The following is a 17,022-nucleotide window of genomic DNA, read 5'->3' on the forward strand; positions in this document are numbered from 1 at the left end:
CATAGTTATGATTTAGCGCAAAAAAGCGTCAGCCCCGGCTGAAGGTGACCGAGACAAGTTGCCCCTCTTCATCCATCACCACCAGCTGATACTCGCCCGGATGATCGAGCTGCAGAGACAGGCTGTCTGCGGCGTTCTGCGTCATCAGAGGCTCACCATTCAGGAACCACCAGCGCTGCGCGCCCTGCCCTCCCTGCACCGCGACCGGCATTGTCAGCGCGCTCCTGCCCGGCAGCGGTCTGACAATTTGCCCCTCAATCACGCCGGTAACGATCAGCGGAGCGCTGCTGCCCTGCTGTAACGGCGGACACCGGGCATCGACAGGGGGCAGACGTTGCGCCCGCCGCTCCTGAGGCGGCAGCCAGGCCTCCAGCGGCAGCGGCCAGACCAGCCGTTCATGGCGGGTGGCGCCGGGGCAGTCTGCTGCGACGCGCAGTCCCTGCGCATTCTGCCAGTAGCCCAGGCGTAATCCGCTGAGGCTCTCCTGGCCGGGTGCCAGCAGTGTAGGCGGCAGCGTGTCGGCGGCGACCCAGCTTTGCCGCCGCTGGCGACAGTTTTCGTCTCCGGCGGGCAACGGCTGACCGCCAGGCCAGCAAATGCTCGCCACCGTCACCGAGGCCGGCCGCGGATCGCCCGGAACATCACGTCTGCCAAGGCGACTCATCAGCAGGCTGTTGATCTGATTCATGACGGGCACGGCAGAGGCAAAACCAAACTGCCCGGCAACCGGCGTCGCATCCGGTCTTCCGACCCAGACGCCAATCAGATAACGGGGATTGATCCCCACCGACCAGGCGTCGCGGTAGCCATAACTGGTGCCGGTTTTCCAGGCCAGTGGCACCACATCGGGTACGCTGCCATTGCCCGCGGGCTGCGCTTCCCCGGCCAGGATACGCCGGATGATCCACGCCGACTCAGGCGAAAGCAGCGGCCGCTGCTGTAAAGGTTGATCGGGCATCCAGCGCAGCTGGCCGGCGTTGCCGTGGCGGGCAAAGGCGCTGTAGGCAGCCACGATCTCATCCATGCGCGCTCCGGTGCCGCCGAGAATCAGGGAAAGATTAGGTTCAGCGCCGGGGGGAAAACGTAAGTTCAGACCGACATTGCGCAGGCGCGCTGCAACGTTTTTCGGTCCCAGCGCCTCCAGAAGCTGCACCGCAGGCAGATTCAGCGACCGCACCAGTGCGTCACTGGCGCTGACCGGCCCGTGAAATCCGGTATCGAAGTTGCCTGGCCGGTAATCACCAAAGCGACGCGGCACATCCTGCAGCAGTGATTCAGCATGAATCAGCCCCTCATCCAGCGCCATGCCGTAAATAAAGGGTTTTAACACTGAGCCTGGCGAACGCACGCTGGCGATCATATCCACATGGCCAAAACGGCTGTCATCGGTAAAATCAGCCGAGCCGACGTAGCCGCGAACCGCCATGGTGGTGTGATCCACCACCAGCATCGCCAGCGAAGTGCGTGGAGGAAGCTGATTTTTAACATTCAGCGCCAGACTTTCCAGTTCGCGCTGCAGTGAGGGGTCAAGCGTAGAGACAATCTTATCGCTGTGGCTGATCGACAGCAGTCGCCGGGCCAGCAGCGGCGCCATCTGTGGCATCTGGCGCGGCGGCAGCCACACCGGCTCCTGACGGATTTCCGCCACCTGTTCAGCAGACCAGATGCGGTATTCCGCCAGCCGATCCAGCACTTTGTTGCGTGCGGCTTCTGCCCGCTCAGGCCAGCGATCGGGCCGCAGACGGCTGGGTGCCTGCGGCAAAACGGCCAGCAGCGCCGCCTCGCCCGGCGTCAGCTGTGACGGGGCTTTTCCCAGCCAGCTCCAGCTTGCCGCGCCCACCCCTTCCAGCGTGCCGCCAAAGGGCGCACGGTTAAGGTAGAGCGTCAGGATGTCTCGTTTGGAAAGATGCCACTCCAGCTGCAGCGCCCGCCACGCCTGAATCAGCTTGCCGCGCAGCGTTCGGGGTTGCGGGTCGATAAGGCGTGCCACCTGCATGGTCAGCGTGCTGCCTCCGGAAATCACGCTCTGATGGCGCAGATCCTGCCAGGCGGCACGCAGCAGAGCCAGGGGATTGATGCCGGGATGATACCAGAACCAGCGATCTTCATAGGTCAGCAGCGCCTGCAGATAGGCCGGAGCCACCTCCTCTGGCGTGACCGGATAGCGCCAGATCCCCTTGCTGTCAGCAAAGCGCCACAATGGTGTACCGTCGCTGGCAACAACCATCCGCGCAGGCTGCACCTGTTTAAGCGGCAACGGGAAAAGCCGATCCAGCCCCCATATCGCCAGCCACAGCGCCAGAAAAAAAGCGGCAGCGCGAGCCACCACTTTTTGATGCTGCTGACGTTTACCACGCGTCGCGTCACTTACTGAATATGCAGCTGTGACGGCGTGCTGCCGGTGGCGCGCCACTCCGGCACATACATCGACTCGACCTGCGGTGGTGGCATCAGATAGCGACCCGGTGTGACCGCCCGCGCCAGGTAGACCAGCGTCGCGGGACGATAAGTATCCACCGCCAGTGCCGCCACAAAGCGATCGTCACGGAACTCAATGTGTCTGATGTCAGCCTGCTGCATGTCACCCATGCTCTCCTTCAGCGCATCCGCACTGTCGCCGAGGCTGGCGCTGCTGTCAGCCAGGTTCTGGTTTTCCAGCTCCAGACCGGCAGGCAGCAGATCCACCACCAGCGCATCGGTGATGCTGCGCTTCGACGAAACGGTCAGACGCACCACCAGCAACTCGCCGCTGCGCAGATTGCTGAGATCGGCGGCTTTGCCATCCAGCGTAAAGTATTCACGTTTTATCCCGAGCACATTGCTCTCCGGCTGTGGCGCGGCCAGCGGATAACCGGTGACATCCAGACGACCATACAGCGGCGCACTGCCCGGATTACTGATGGCTAAGCCCTGCAACAGTCGTTCAGCCCCCAGCCCTTTATTCAGTGGCGCATCGCCCTGCAGAGGCTGTGCATTGCCCGACAGTTGCGCCTGCCAGCTTCCGCCCTGCGCACGCTGCAGCGTATGCGCCGCTAAATAGAGCGCGTTATTCTCCTGAGTCGAGAACCAGCGCTTGCCGTTGACCTCTTTTGACAGCGACAGCAGCAGACTATTCTGTAGATCGGGCTGCAGCTTATTCTCTGCTAACAGGGATATCATCATCCCCTCATCGCGCACCGTGCTGCCATAGTCGCCATACCACTCTTTATCTGAGCGCGTCAGACTGGCACCCTGCATGATCGCAAGCGATGCGCGCTGCCCGTCACCCATCAGCTTCAGCGCCACGCCAAGCTGCATCAGCGCCAGGCCGGAGCGGGCCTTCTCACGCTTTTCATACAATGCGCGCAGCGCACCCAGCGGCGCACGCTGCTGACGCGCCAGCACCAGTCCGGCGTAAGCCTGCACGCTGAACTGCAGCGCGGCGTTGTTATCACTGCCGCCGCCGCTGATCTGCGCGGGATCCTGCAGATAGCGCAGCAGCCGTGCGTTAGCGCGATCAACTACATTATCCGGCAGCGCATAGCCCGCCTCGCTGGCGCGAAGCAGGAAATCGGTCACGTAAGGCGTCAGCCAGAACTCCTCCTCACTCTGTTTGTCCCACAGCCCGAAGCTACCGTTGGCCCGCTGCATGCCTGCCAGACGGGCAACGCCGGTGTCGACGGCGGCCCGGCGCGCCTCATCACTGCTGGTTTTTATCCCCATCGCGGTCAGCTCGGCATGGCTGGTGTAGAGCGACGGCCAGAGGCCGCTGGTGGTCTGTTCCAGACAGCCGTAGGGATAGGCGTAAAGCGCACTGATATAACTGGCGATATTGAGCGGCGGACGATTGCTCAGCGTCAGCTGTCCACTCAGGGTCTGAGCATCAAGGCCGGTAAACGCGGTTGCCGCGACCTGCCAGGGCTGATCGGAATTGATGACGGCATCGAAATTCAGCGTCCGGGCCGGATAAGGTGGTCTGACGCCGATTTTCCACTGCTGTTTGCTGGGCTTCACCTGCTCGCCCGGCAGGTTCAGACCGGAAATCTGCACGGCGACCTCACCATCACCAAAGCCGGTTTTCGCCATGACCGGAATCTGAAGTGTGGTACGCGCGCCTTTGGCCAGCGTCACACTCTGGCTGGCAGCCCCGGCCAGATCCACTAAGCCACTGCTGCTCAGATCCACCTTCAGAGTTTGCGGCAGATCGGTCAGGTTAGTGAGATCCAGCGCCAGTGAGGCTGTATCGCCGCTGGCAAGGAAGCGCGGGGTGGCCAGTTCGCTGATCAGCGGCGCCGCGACCACCAGTTTACGTTCGGCCGCGCCGAAGCTGTCGTCGCTCCATGCCTGGGTCATCAGCCGCAGTTCACCGTTAAAGGTCGGGATCGGCAGCGTAATCGACCCGTTGCCCTCTTTATCCAGCGTGACTGCCTGTAACTGCTGCGCCACGATATTGACGTGCGTCACCGGCTTTTTGCCGCCGCGCGTCATCGATTCATCTTCGCCATCACCACCAAAACGCAGCGCCGCGAGCCGGCCACCGCCTTCGATCAGCTGGCCAAAGACGTCGTACTGATCGACGTTATAGCGTTTACGGCCAAAAAACGCCTGCCACGGATCGGGGGTTTTATAATCCGTGACGCTCAGAACGCCGCTGTCCACTGCTGACAGCAGTACATTCACTTTTTCAGGCAGCGGGCCGCCGTCACGACTGGCGTGGACTTTTACCGTCAGGCGTTGCTCAGGACGGATTTTATCGGGCGCATCCAGCGTCAGATTTAAGCGGCGCGCCTCCGTCGCCATCGGCAGATGCAACAGCCCCACCGCGCGTTTTGGCGTTGCGCCACTGACCTTATCGCCGTCTCGCACCACGATGGCGCTGAAGTAGAGATCGTGACGCTGCCAGCTCTCAGCAACAGGGACATCCACCGTTGTGCCGCCCTTAGGTACGGTCAGTGGCTGCCACCAGAGCGTGCCGCTGCTCGACTCCACCATCAGGTAACCTTTACCGGCCGCCGGTGACTCAACCTGCAGATGCACGGTATCGCCCGGCTGGTAAGCCGCTTTATCCAGCTTCAGTCTGACCTGATCCGGGCGCAATGCACCCGTGCCGTTGGTGTTATCCTGCCAGTCATAACCCGCCTGGAACCGGACGCTGCTGACGATCTTCTCGCCCGCCTGCACTTCCAGCCGGTAGTGGCCCCACTCGACCGGGAAGCTGACTTTGGTGCTGCCATCAGCCGGGACAGAGATGGCGCGTTCATCTTCCTGCAGATCCTTGTCGCTATACTGCGACTGCCAGCCTTCGCTGTCAGAGAAGCTCCAGTAGTAATCATGGCGTTCACGGATCAGGCGAACATCCAGCTTCTCTGCCGCCAGTTTTTTGCCCTGACTGTTGGCATAGACAATGTCGAATTCGGCCAGGCTCTGTTCCGGCACAGTCGGCTCATCGTGATAGCTGTCACTGCGGTAGTCATAAACCGCCTTGTTACCAAACAGCGGCCGGATACCTGGCAGCGCTTCAGCGGGCCAGATGGCCTGGGTGGCACGACGGGTGACCGGACGTCCGCCGGTTTCCAGCAGGCTGGCCTGCAGGATCAGATTGAGCGGAGAGTGGAGCTGATCCCACTGATTTTCTACCGTGAGTTGTGCTTTACCGCTGGCATCGAGCTTGAGATCCACCTCATCCAGCGTCCGCTTTAACCCCTCTTCGGTGATGTCACCAAACTGGTAGCCTGGCAGTGCAGTCACCGCCTCGCGTGCCGGTCGCAGATAGAGTTGCCCCTGTAGCGTGTTACCTGCTGCTGGGGCGCCATAGAGATAGCGCCCCTCAATACCGAACTCAACACTGGCATCAGCGGCCTGTGGCTGAGGGTCATTTTTCAGGGTTAACGCCATACGCTCTGGCAGAAAATCTTCGACGTGAAACTTCCACTCTCGCTTGAGGTTATCGCCGGTATTCAGTCGCAACATCCAGTCGCCGGTCATGGCCGACGCGGACAGCGCCAGTCGCTGCTGGTAGAATCCCGCTTCAGGCTGCCAGACAAAAGTCCGCATCACCTGGCCATCGGGCTGCACCAGCTCCGCTTTGATCGGCTGCGCGGGCAAGGGGTGTCCGTCGGCATCGCGAAGCAGCGCATTCACGATGACCGTTTCGCCAGGACGATAGATATCGCGCGGACTAAAAACAAACAGCTGTTTGTCATAGCCCTGCGGCCCCGCGACCGGGAATTCAGCGAGATCCAGCGCCGGACGCGCCAGGTCGATCATTGAGGTCTGTTCTCCCTGAATTGCCAGCAGGAGCTTGCCTTTTTCATCCGCCTTGAGGCTCAGATGACCGGTGCTGTCACTGGTACCGCTTTGCAGCACCTGCCCCTTCTCATCCAGTAACCTGACGCTGACCCCGGAAAGCGGCTGACCGTCTGCCAGACTCTGGGCGAACAGTTCGAACCGGGTCGGGAAGCGATGCAGTGACAGGCCAATATCGCTGAGGGTGAAAAGCGTGGCGGGCTGGCTGTAGCGATAAGTACCGGCCTGCTTCATCACCGCCAGATAGACGCCCGGCTGCTGAAGTGCGGTAATGTCACGCATCGGCAGCTGCAATTTTTCACGCGTGTTACGCGCCGGGTTGAGCTCAAAGCGTCCGCTATAAACCAGCTGGCTGCTTTTCAGCAGCTCCTGCGACTGCCAGCTTGAGAGGTTGTTGCCGTAATTCCACTGCGAGAGAAATTCCGCCAGGCCGGCATTCTTTATCCGGAAGAAATCGACATCGACCTGGTCAACATTCAGCGCCAGCACCGGCAGTCCCTGGGTGATACGCAGCGGCAGCAGTGAACCGCGACTGGCAAAGCCCACCATCGGCTGGATATCACGGGTGGCGATTTTCTGACTGTAATCGGCGGCAAGCGTCTCTCCGCTGGCCGCGCGCAGTCCCGCATCCACCGTGACGGTGAAGTGACGCGACGGCTCGGGATGGCGGAAGCGCAACGTTTTGCGGTTAGCAGAAAGCTCCCAGCCGCCATCCACCCGGCCCTGTTTATCGTCGGTCAGCCTGACTTTTTGCGCGATATCCTGTTTATCATCAAGCGGCTGACTGAAGGTTAAGACCAGCGCAGCGGCATTATCGATCTGCAGTTCCGAGAGATCGATAATCGTCAGCGGTTTGCTGACCTGGGAGGTTGCGGGTGCTTCTGCCGCCTGGAGAGGCAAAACAGGTAACAGGGTCGCTGACAGCAGCGAGCCACCGATCAGCATGCTGAGCAGCAGCCGGGTATTGCGTTTCTTCATGGTAGTTCCTTCACCGGGACGCAGGGAGTGTCGTTTGATTACGCAGCGCAATTTCATATCAATGCTCGCATTTAATCAACGCTTCTCTTGAGATGGTGCGCACATTCCCTGACACTGGTATGACAGATTGCTGAGATGAGGTTGTTATGACGACGCCACTGTTTGTGTCCGCCGACTGGTTACAAGAGCACTACAACGATGAGCGGCTTCAGGTGCTGGATGCACGGTTGTTGCCACCCGGTATGGAAGCGGTTCGCGATATCCAGGCCGAATATCTGGCGGGTCATTTACCCGACGCCCCTTACTTCGATATTGAAGCGCTTTCCGATCACACCAGCCCTTACCCCCATATGCTGCCCCGCGCCGAAAGTTTTGCCGTCGCGATGCGTGAACTGGGTGTCAGCAGTGATAAGCACCTGGTGGTGTATGACGAGGGTAATCTCTTTTCTGCGCCACGCGCCTGGTGGATGCTGAAAACCTTTGGTGTGGCTCAGGTGTCGATTCTGGCCGGGGGCTTGCAGGGCTGGAAAGAAGCTGGTTTTGCGCTGGCAACCGGCGAAGTGAATCTGCCGGAAGGTGAGTTTGAGGCCCACGCAGATGAAAGCCGGGTGAAACGCCTGACGGACGTACTGCTGATCAGCCATGAAGGCGGCGCACAGATTATTGATGCGCGTCCTGCCAATCGCTTTAACGCCGAAGTGGATGAGCCGCGTCCCGGATTGCATCGCGGACACATTCCCAACAGCCTGAACGTGCCGTGGAACAGCCTGGTTGAACAGGGAAAACTCAAGCCGGAGGCGGAACTTCAGACGCTGTTTGCCGATGCGGGCGTCGATATTACCCAACCGGTGGTCGCCAGCTGTGGCTCAGGCGTGACGGCGGTGGTGGTGATTCTGGCGCTGACGGCGCTGGGCGCACGGGATGTCACGCTGTATGACGGATCCTGGGGCGAATGGGGCAGTCGCGACGACTTACCTATCGCGAAATAAAAAACAGGCGGCCCATGAGCCGCCTGTTTACTTTGTTGTCTCAGATAATCCGCTCACTGCCCTTGAAGTCGCGCAGGAAACTGCCCCAGCGACGCTCATAGAATGGCGTGATGTGGGCGGTAAAGAAGTGGCTGATGCCGCGATCGTTTAGCGTCACCTCACAGATATCAACCGGCGCATCGTCCGGCAGCGTATCGGTTGCCACGCTGCCCGCCGCCTGAATGATCGTCTCAATGTTGCTGTCCGCTTCAATGCCAATCAGCAGATTGGGCGCTTCGTCAGCCCGCTCACGGATACTGGCGATAAACGCGCGACGCACCTGCTTATGCTTACTGAAGAGCTGAGTCAGTGAGTCGATCATCTGCGCAGGGGGTTCAGCCACCTCAGACAGCAAGAGTGACTGTCCGCCTTCCAGCACGGTTTGCTGGCTTAGTGCACTGCCCTCTTCAGCCAGCAGATGGGTGATCTCGGCCGCAGTAAACTCTTTACCGGAAGGCAGTTTGGGATTGAGAAACAGCGTCTCGCCGCGCGTAATCTCAAACAGCGTTCGTACCGGCAGACGCAGCCAGGACTGCTCACCGCTCACCGCTTCACTCATCGCCTCTTCTGACGTGAAAAAAGGAATGATGCTGCTGCCATCCTCTTTTTCCCAGTGCTGCAGATCAACGGGCGTGCTGGCATCAAGCTGTTGCGTGGTGCTTTCACCTGGCACCCAGGCATCAGATTCCAGCAGCAGCTGAAAAAATTCGGGCCGATGGGCAGGCTCAGTGGCCGCCAGCTTCAGCACCTCTTCAAGACGATTCATAGTTTCCCTCTGAACAGCGGCAGCATCAGCCACCGCTGAGATCGGCTTATTTCAGTAACAGATTGGCGAGGGTACGCACGCCAAGACCTGTTGCACCCGCCGCCCACTGGTCAACTGCGCCTTTGCGATAGGTCGCGGAGCAGTCGATGTGCAGCCAGCCCTGCTGATAGTTACTGACGAAGTGTGACAGGAACGCTGCCGCGCTACTGGCACCCGCCGCATGTGACGGGCTGGCGATATTATTGAGATCGGCGAAGTTAGACGGCAGATGGCTGCGATGGAATTCGGCCAGCGGCAGACGCCAGAAAGGTTCGTTCTCACTCACCGCGCTGCCCATCAGCGACTGTGCCATCACATCATCAAAGGTAAACAGCGCATGGTAATCGTTGCCCAGCGCCGTCTTAGCCGCACCGGTCAGCGTCGCAGCATCGATGATCATCGTCGGGTTCTGCTCGCTGGCGTCGATTAAACCGTCGGCCAGGACCAGACGCCCTTCCGCATCGGTGTTCATCACTTCCACCGATTTACCGTTGCGATAGCGAATGATGTCGCCCAGTTTAAAGGCGTTGCTGCTGACCATATTATCGGCACAGCAGAGGTAGAGTTTGACGCGCTTGTTAAGACCGCGCGAAATCGCCATGGCCAGCGCGCCGGTGACGGTCGCCGCGCCGCCCATGTCAGATTTCATTGAGTCCATGAAGCTGCTCTGCTTCAGGCTGTAGCCACCGGTATCAAAGGTGATGCCTTTACCGACCAGACAGGCGTAGACCGGGGCATCGTCGTCGCCGGTCGGGTTGTAATCGAGCGCCAGAAATACCGGCGGACGATTTGAACCGCGTCCAACGGTGTGCAGGCCCATATACCCCTGTACCCTCAGATCGTCGCCTTTGGTGATGCGATAGCTGACGGCACTGCCGCCCACTTCACTGATCAGATCGACTGCATTGTGTGCCAGCTGTTCTGGCCCAAGATCTTCCGCAGGCAGGTTAATAACGTTGCGAACCCAGTCGATAATTTTCAGACGGCGATCAAACTCCGCCTGCTCATGTTCGCCCAGCGCCGGCCACTCAACCTGACGCTGACCTTTCGGACCACGGAAGCCCTGCCAGAATGCCCAGCACTGCTCAAGGTGCCAGCCTTCGCCGGTCAGCGCCACATGGCGGATCCCCTGGCTGTCGATTTTGTGAGCCGCACGCTGAATGATATTCAGCGCATCCGCGCCGGTCAGATGCAGTGTCATGCCGCTGTCGTTGCTGCTGAGAATCGCTTTTTCGCCCCAGCGCGCATCGGCGGGCTGGCTGCTAAGCGTAATATTCATGGGTTGTGTGGTCATCGAAAAGCTCCATAATCGTTATCTGTTTCATCCAGCCTGATTGTTATAACGGCTTTAATAAGATGTTAAATATAATTCGCAGAGAGACCTGATAACAGATTCCGTCAGGTGTTGCCAGCGAAGTGCAAATATAGGCGCAATTTCCGGACTATGACCGGATATCAGGATTTCATTAAGGCCCGCAGACGGGTCACTGATTTCTGCACCAGGGCAATGGCGTAGTCGATCTCTTCCTCGGTAGTGAAGCGTCCCAGCGAGAAGCGCAGCGAACTGTGCGCCAGCTCTTCACTCAGGCCCAGCGCCCGCAATACATAGGAAGGCTCCAGGCTGGCGGAGGTACAGGCCGAGCCGGAAGAGAGCGCCAGATCTTTCAGCGCCATGATCAGTGATTCACCCTCAACGTCAGCGAAACTGAGGTTAAGAATGTTCGGTGCGCTCTGCTGCAGATCGCCATTGAGGGTGACGTCGGGCAGTGTGCTGATGCCCTGCCACAGGCGATCGCGCAGAGTCTGCAGGCGCGACATCTCGGTTTCGCGCTCTTCTGCTGCGATACGATACGCCTCGCCCATGCCGACAATCTGATGAACCGGCAATGTCCCGGATCGCATACCGCGTTCATGTCCGCCGCCGTGGATCTGCGCAGCAATCTGCACACGCGGTTTACGCCGGACATAAAGTGCGCCGATGCCTTTCGGGCCATAGAGTTTGTGGGCAGAAAAGGACATCAAATCAACCGGTAACTGGCTGAGATCGATAGGCAGCTTGCCGACGCTCTGGGTCGCATCCACATGAAACAGAATCTCACGTTCGCGGCAAAGTTCGCCAAAGGCGGCGATATCCTGAATCACTCCGGTTTCATTATTAACGTGCATCAGGGTGACTAAAATCGTGTCGTCGCGCAGCGCCGCACGCAGCTGGTCAGGCGAGATAATGCCGTTAGCCGCCGGGGTGAGATAAGTGACAGCAAAGCCTTCACGCTCAAGCTGCTGGCAGCTATCAAGCACCGCTTTATGTTCTGTCTGGCTGGTGATGATATGTTTGCCGCGCGCCTGATGGGCGTGAGCTGCACCTTTAATCGCGAGGTTATCGGATTCAGTGGCGCCAGAGGTAAAGATGATTTCACGCGGATCGGCATTGACCAGTTCGGCGATCTGATTACGCGCAACATCAACCGCTTCTTCAGACTGCCAGCCAAAACGGTGCGATCGCGAGGCCGGATTACCGAAGGTGCCATCCAGCGTCAGAAACTGCATCATTTTGCTGGCCACACGCGGATCGGCCGGCGTGGTGGCGGCGTAATCCAGGTAAATCGGTAATTTCATTGCGCTACAGCTCCGTATAAAAAATCATACGTCTTTATAGCAGATTCGGCCCTGACCGCGTTAGCAGTAAGGGCCGCAACAGCGGGGATTACGAGGCGCGTTGGTTGACGTTAATTTCCTGCGTGCGCGGGCTCTGGAAGCGACGATTATCAATCGCATTCTGACGATCGGCTACATCCAGGATCTCCTGATTATTCACCAGCTCAGCCAGTGTAATATTGTTCAGGAAGTCACTGATACGCACGCTCAGATCGCGCCACAGCACGTGAGTCAGGCAACGCTCGCCGCCCTGGCAGCCTTCTTTACCCTGACATTTGGTGGCATCAACAGACTCATCAACGGCGGTGATCACTTCACCGACAGAGATGGTATTAGACGCTTTGCCCAACAGATAACCGCCGCCCGGACCACGTACGCTGGACACCAGCTCATTTTTACGCAATCGGGAGAATAACTGCTCCAGATAGGAGAGCGAAATGCCCTGACGCTCTGAAATATCAGCCAGCGGGACCGGACCTTCATGGGAGTGAAGGGCAACGTCCAGCATTGCAGTAACGGCATAACGTCCTTTGGATGTCAGTCTCATAGCGTACGACCTCAATAGCGTCCGGTTATCGGAGGATTAGCAACAGATGCTCTGAAGTCTGCCATTCCCGAGTAAATTGGTCAACTATTTAACCTGGTAAATTAGTCAGGTATTTAACCTGGTAATTCACTCAACTATTATCCGCTTCTTTTTTATCGTTTTTTCGCTTTTCGAACGACGAAAGCATGCCGCGCAGGATGTTCAGTTCGTCACGTTCCGGGCGGGCGCGGGTGTAAAGACGACGCAGTTTGCTCATCACCTGGCCAGGATTGGCTTCACGGATAAAGCCACTGTTCAGCATCATCTGTTCCATATGCTGATAGAAGCGCTCGAGATCATCCACCAGCGGATAAGGTGACTCTTCATACTGCGGCGGCGGGCTGGCCTGCTCCTGCGCCTGTAACCATGCCATGCGCACTTCATAGGCAATAATCTGTACGGCCATCGCCAGGTTCAGCGAGCTGTATTCCGGGTTTGCCTGAATCGCGACGTGATAGTGGCACTTCTGCAACTCGTCATTGGTCAGGCCGACACGTTCACGACCAAATACCAGCGCAACCGGTGCCTGCTGGCCCTCTTCCACGCTTTTCACGCCACATTCGCGCGCATCCAGCATCGGCCAGGGCAGCGAGCGGGAACGTGCGCTGGTGCCGACCACCAGACTGCATCCGGCAATGGCCTCATCCAGCGAGTCGACAATTTTGGCGTCGCCGATAACGTCGCTGGCACCGGCCGCGAGTGAGATAGCCTGTGAGTCAGGCTTGACCAGCGGATTAACCAGATAGAGGTTGGTTAAGCCCATGGTTTTCATGGCGCGCGCAACGGAGCCCATGTTACCGGTGTGAGAAGTCTCGACCAGCACGATACGAATATTTTGCAACATGATTAGGGATACTCAGAAACGGGTCAGTAAAATCAGTAGAGAGAATATTAACATAAAGCAGGACATTTACCGAACACGCTGCTATACTCCGCGCCGTTTTCCCCGTTCTTTAACATCCAGCGAGAGATACCGATGCATCCAATGCTCAACATTGCCGTGCGCGCAGCGCGCAAGGCCGGAAATTTAATTGCCAAATATTATGAAACCCCGGACGCCGTCGAAGCCAGCCAGAAAGGCAGCAACGACTTCGTAACGAATGTTGACCGCGAAGCAGAACGCCTGATTATCGAAATTATTCGTAAATCTTACCCGAAACATACCATCATCACTGAAGAAAGCGGTGAACTGGCGGGCGAAGATCAGGATGTTCAATGGGTTATCGATCCGCTGGATGGCACATCAAACTTCATCAAACGTTTACCCCACTTTGCTGTTTCTATCGCTGTGCGCATTAAAGGCCGCACCGAAGTCGCCGTCGTTTACGATCCAATGCGCAATGAACTCTTCACCTCTTCACGCGGTCAGGGCGCTCAGCTGAATGGCTATCGTCTGCGTGGCAGCACGGCCCGCGATCTGGATGGCACCGTTCTGGCGACCGGCTTCCCGTTCAAAATGAAGCAGCACGCGCCGGCTTACATGAATATCATGACCAAACTCTTTACCCAGTGTGCTGACTTCCGCCGCACCGGTTCTGCTGCGCTGGATCTGGCCTATGTGGCTGCCGGTCGCGTAGATGGCTATTTTGAGATTGGCCTGAAGCCGTGGGATTTTGCGGCGGGTGAACTGCTGGTCCGTGAAGCGGGCGGTCTGGTGACCGACTTCACCGGCAACCACGGCTATCTGCTGTCAGGTAACCTGGTCGCGGGTAACCCACGTGTGGTGAAATCGATGCTGTCGAACATGCGTGATGAGCTGAGCGAAGCGTTAAAACGCTAAGTCTCAGTACAGAAAAAGGCGGCTTCTCAGCCGCCTTTTTTATTGCCTGTTACTCAGTGATGATTAACGACGTTCGTGTGACAGCACCTGACGAGGCTGAGTACGACGACCTACCATACCCATCACACCTGCCAGCACCGCTTCGATGATCAGCAGAATCAGGGCATACCAGCTCGCTTTCGCAGTCGCGGCAGCGGCTTTTTCACCGGCTTCACGCGCTTTCTGTTCAGCCTGCTGTTTCAGTTCCTGATACTTCTGAACGGCCTGCTGATAGCTCTGTTCAGTTTTGGCCACGATCTGATCCACTTCCTGATCGCTTTTGCCGGTGCGCGCTTTGATAATATTTTTCAGCGCATCACGATCGGCTGCCTGCAGGGTATCGGAATGACGATCCATCACCCCTTTTAACCAGTTAGCCAGATCAGTATCCGCTGTCTGTGGATGGTTTGCGGTGTTGTTAGCCTGGTTTTCAGCATTCTGCGCTTCTTTATTTGCATCCTGCTTTAAATTCTCTGGCTGTAATTCCGGTTTCCCGGTCTGGCGTAAAGTCGTTTCCAGTTCGTTCTGCAGGTTATCTAAATTAATATTACTCTCCTGCAGTTTGTCTTTTGCCATTTGGGTAACGGATGGCGCAGCGGCGGAAATACCACTACCCAGCGCCTGGAAGCCTGAGCCCACAATATTCATCGCGCCGCCTAATACACTGGTCGCCAGCGCAATAGCCAGGTAAATAGTGAAAATTGTGCTAAGGCCAAACATCAGTAAACCGTGCAGTGCGCCTTCGCGCTGAGCCAGTCGGCCTGCAACATAACTACCTGCAGCCATCGCGACCAGCATTTCAATGGCAGTCCAGACCAGCGCGCCTGTGCCCAGGCCGTCGAGTGGATTCTGTTCTTTCATCGGATCAATGGTTGTTGCACCAATGGCGGTTCCCAGCAGCGTCAGAATAATGTGAACGATCAACGCACAAATGACACCGGCAAAGACGGCGCTCCAGGAAATACGTTTTAACGGCAATCCAGCAGGCCCGGTCGCCAGCGTTTCGGTGTAGCCATTATTAATACGGGTATCAGCCATGAAATATACTCCTCGCAATAAACAGAAAGCGGTCTTGATCTTTTATCATCCCGACGGCGGAATGCCGTTTTGGTATTATCAGCGTAGACAGGGAATAGTCATTTCACCACTAAACCAGCCAGAGAAAAAAATAAAGAGATGAATTCAGAGATAATTAACGAAGAGAAGAGCGCAGCGGCAATTTTATTTCCGCTGCGCTTTTATTCAGAAAGGTCGAATTCCGCCACCCAGCGTCATCTGCGCTGACTGCCATAGCGCGATACCCGCTACGATTAAAATCAGGCTGCCGGTTAAGGCCAGCGCGGGGATCAGCAGTCGCGTCATGCCTGCGGTAACGCCAGGCTGTGCCAGCCGTTGCGCCACCGTGCGCGCCTGCTGAACCAGCAGGCCAATCGCCGAAATGGTCAGTGCCGTGCCCAGCGCCATCACTGCAGCAGAGATAACCCCCCAGCCATAGACACCAATCACTTTGGCAAACAGCAGCATCATAATCGCGCCGGAACAGGGACGTAATCCCATCGACACCACCACCAGCAGCTGGGTTTTCACGCTGAGATTGCCGCTCATCTGCTGCGGTGTCGGAAGATGCGCGTGTCCACATCCGCACTGATCGTCATGCTGATGGTGAGGTTTAAAGGCGCGAAATACCGGGGCCGGACGTGGACGCAATGCCCGCCACAACGAACGCAGCGCCCGATAACCGATCATCACGCCCAGCCCGATCACCAACAGATAACTGCCCTTCTCCAGCCAGAAACTGCTGAGATGCAGCTGGCGAGATGACGTTTTCAGTAGTACCAGCATCACCGTCACCAGGGCAATCGCCACCGAACCCTGCAGCAGTGAGGCGAGCAGCGTCAGCCTGATACTGGTTTTCACTCTGGTGGGATGGGTTGCCAGAAAGGTCGCGATCACCACTTTGCCATGGCCCGGCCCCAGCGCGTGCAGTACGCCATACAGCAGGCTGAATATCACCAGCGAAATGCCTGCCTGGTGGGGCTGCTCCGCTACCTGCTGTAGCAGCTGAGTCATCTGCCGATGCAGATCTTTTTGCCACAGTACGCTCTGCATCAGAATCTGCGGCCAGTAGAGCCAGACCAGCAACGCGCTGCTCAGCAGCACGCCCGCCATCAGCCACAGCGGCCAGAGGCGGGAAGCCCGTAACGGTGTGGAGATTACTGACATGTCAGTATCACCGTCTGGGCAAACTGGCGGCCTAAATCCATCTCCTCTGCAGGCGCGTCGGCTTTATCCAGCGACAGCGCATACTGCTTCAGTGAATCATTGGGCTTTGGCGTGTTCAGCGCGAACTTGCAGCGCGCCTGCAGCGCCGGCGGCAGCGTTAATGCACCGGGATTGTCATAGAACATATCGACGAAATAGGTGGGATCAAAAGTCAGGATCTCAAAGCGCTGCCCGGTCAGCTTCGGGGGTTCCGCCAGCGGCAGAATAAATTCCAGCACCGCTTTATGGCCGTTACGTGACAGGTTGTATTCGGTTGGCAGATTCAAAAACTTTACCCGCTGTTGGTTGTGCCAGATTTCAGAAAAGTAGTGCTGGCCCAGCACGTTCGCCATCACGCCTGCCGCCAGCTTCTTCCACACCACGCTGCCTGGTTTCGCCTCGCCCGCGTCGTAAAGCAGATCGGCGGAGGTAATCTCATCCATGGTCCAGGTCATCTTTAATCCGGTAAAGGTGTCATCCTGCGCCACCAGTTCGGTTTTCATATCGATGAAGCTGTGAGGATGTGCCATTACAGCCGGACTTAAGACCATCAAGAGGGCAAAGAGTGTGCGTTTCATAATGTTATAAAGTAACGTTCCCGATG

Annotated in this window: 12 protein-coding genes; 2 read left to right on the top strand and 10 right to left on the bottom strand. The window is 57.7% G+C overall.

The genetic code is table 11. The annotated features are described in order from the left end of the window. Positions 1–28: 28 nt before the first annotated feature. Entirely contained in the window at positions 29–2,329 is a 2,301-nt protein-coding gene (gene pbpC / locus ACMGGP_RS12915) for a peptidoglycan glycosyltransferase PbpC (RefSeq protein WP_498798503.1), read from the bottom strand. 38 nt (positions 2,330–2,367) lie between these two features. Then, positions 2,368–7,263 carry an alpha-2-macroglobulin family protein gene (locus ACMGGP_RS12920; protein ID WP_498798504.1) on the bottom strand — a complete coding sequence of 1,632 codons (4,896 nt, stop codon included), beginning with the start codon at positions 7,261–7,263 and terminating at the stop codon, positions 2,368–2,370. Between the two features lie 146 nt (positions 7,264–7,409). Here ACMGGP_RS12920 and sseA point away from each other — a divergent pair, with 146 nt between their 5' ends. Next, positions 7,410–8,252, top strand: coding sequence for a 3-mercaptopyruvate sulfurtransferase (sseA, locus tag ACMGGP_RS12925; RefSeq protein ID WP_010257579.1), 843 nt, complete (start codon positions 7,410–7,412; stop codon positions 8,250–8,252). Between the two features lie 40 nt (positions 8,253–8,292). On the opposite strand, the gene sseB is transcribed toward sseA, so the two are convergent. From sseB to trmJ, 5 genes are all read right to left on the bottom strand, one after another. Beyond that, the gene (gene sseB, locus ACMGGP_RS12930) at positions 8,293–9,057 is read right to left on the bottom strand and encodes an enhanced serine sensitivity protein SseB (RefSeq protein WP_010257582.1); all 765 of its coding nucleotides are present in this window, start codon (positions 9,055–9,057) and stop codon (positions 8,293–8,295) included. A gap of 46 nt (positions 9,058–9,103) precedes the next feature. After that, the gene (gene pepB, locus ACMGGP_RS12935) at positions 9,104–10,390 is read right to left on the bottom strand and encodes an aminopeptidase PepB (RefSeq protein WP_010257585.1); all 1,287 of its coding nucleotides are present in this window, start codon (positions 10,388–10,390) and stop codon (positions 9,104–9,106) included. A 161-nt stretch (positions 10,391–10,551) separates the two neighbouring features. Next, complete coding sequence (locus tag ACMGGP_RS12940) at positions 10,552–11,712, bottom strand: IscS subfamily cysteine desulfurase (protein WP_498798505.1); 1,161 nt, start codon at positions 11,710–11,712, stop codon at positions 10,552–10,554. Positions 11,713–11,800: 88 nt separating this feature from the next. Further along, positions 11,801–12,298 carry a Fe-S cluster assembly transcriptional regulator IscR gene (gene iscR / locus ACMGGP_RS12945; RefSeq protein ID WP_010257591.1) on the bottom strand — a complete coding sequence of 166 codons (498 nt, stop codon included), beginning with the start codon at positions 12,296–12,298 and terminating at the stop codon, positions 11,801–11,803. Between the two features lie 130 nt (positions 12,299–12,428). Continuing rightward, complete coding sequence (gene trmJ / locus ACMGGP_RS12950) at positions 12,429–13,181, bottom strand: tRNA (cytosine(32)/uridine(32)-2'-O)-methyltransferase TrmJ (RefSeq protein ID WP_010257594.1); 753 nt, start codon at positions 13,179–13,181, stop codon at positions 12,429–12,431. A gap of 141 nt (positions 13,182–13,322) precedes the next feature. Between trmJ and suhB the strand changes: the two genes are divergently transcribed. After that, positions 13,323–14,117 carry an inositol-1-monophosphatase gene (gene suhB, locus ACMGGP_RS12955; RefSeq protein WP_003848661.1) on the top strand — a complete coding sequence of 265 codons (795 nt, stop codon included), beginning with the start codon at positions 13,323–13,325 and terminating at the stop codon, positions 14,115–14,117. 63 nt (positions 14,118–14,180) lie between these two features. Here the strand turns inward: suhB and ACMGGP_RS12960 are convergent, their stop codons facing one another. The 3 genes from ACMGGP_RS12960 to ACMGGP_RS12970 all read right to left on the bottom strand — a co-directional run bounded on the left by ACMGGP_RS12960 (position 14,181) and on the right by ACMGGP_RS12970 (position 16,948). After that, complete coding sequence (locus tag ACMGGP_RS12960; RefSeq protein WP_010257601.1) at positions 14,181–15,194, bottom strand: TIGR04086 family membrane protein; 1,014 nt, start codon at positions 15,192–15,194, stop codon at positions 14,181–14,183. A gap of 204 nt (positions 15,195–15,398) precedes the next feature. Next, positions 15,399–16,379, bottom strand: a complete 981-nt coding sequence (locus ACMGGP_RS12965) for a nickel/cobalt transporter (protein WP_498798506.1) — start codon at positions 16,377–16,379, stop codon at positions 15,399–15,401. Further along, positions 16,370–16,948 carry a DUF1007 family protein gene (locus ACMGGP_RS12970; protein WP_498798507.1) on the bottom strand — a complete coding sequence of 193 codons (579 nt, stop codon included), beginning with the start codon at positions 16,946–16,948 and terminating at the stop codon, positions 16,370–16,372. Before ACMGGP_RS12970 ends, ACMGGP_RS12965 begins: the two co-directional genes overlap by 10 nt. Positions 16,949–17,022: the final 74 nt, after the last annotated feature.

Origin of the sequence: Curtobacterium sp. BNK-1 (genome assembly GCF_048685235.1) — a bacterium.
Taxonomy (GTDB): domain Bacteria; phylum Pseudomonadota; class Gammaproteobacteria; order Enterobacterales; family Enterobacteriaceae; genus Pantoea; species Pantoea agglomerans.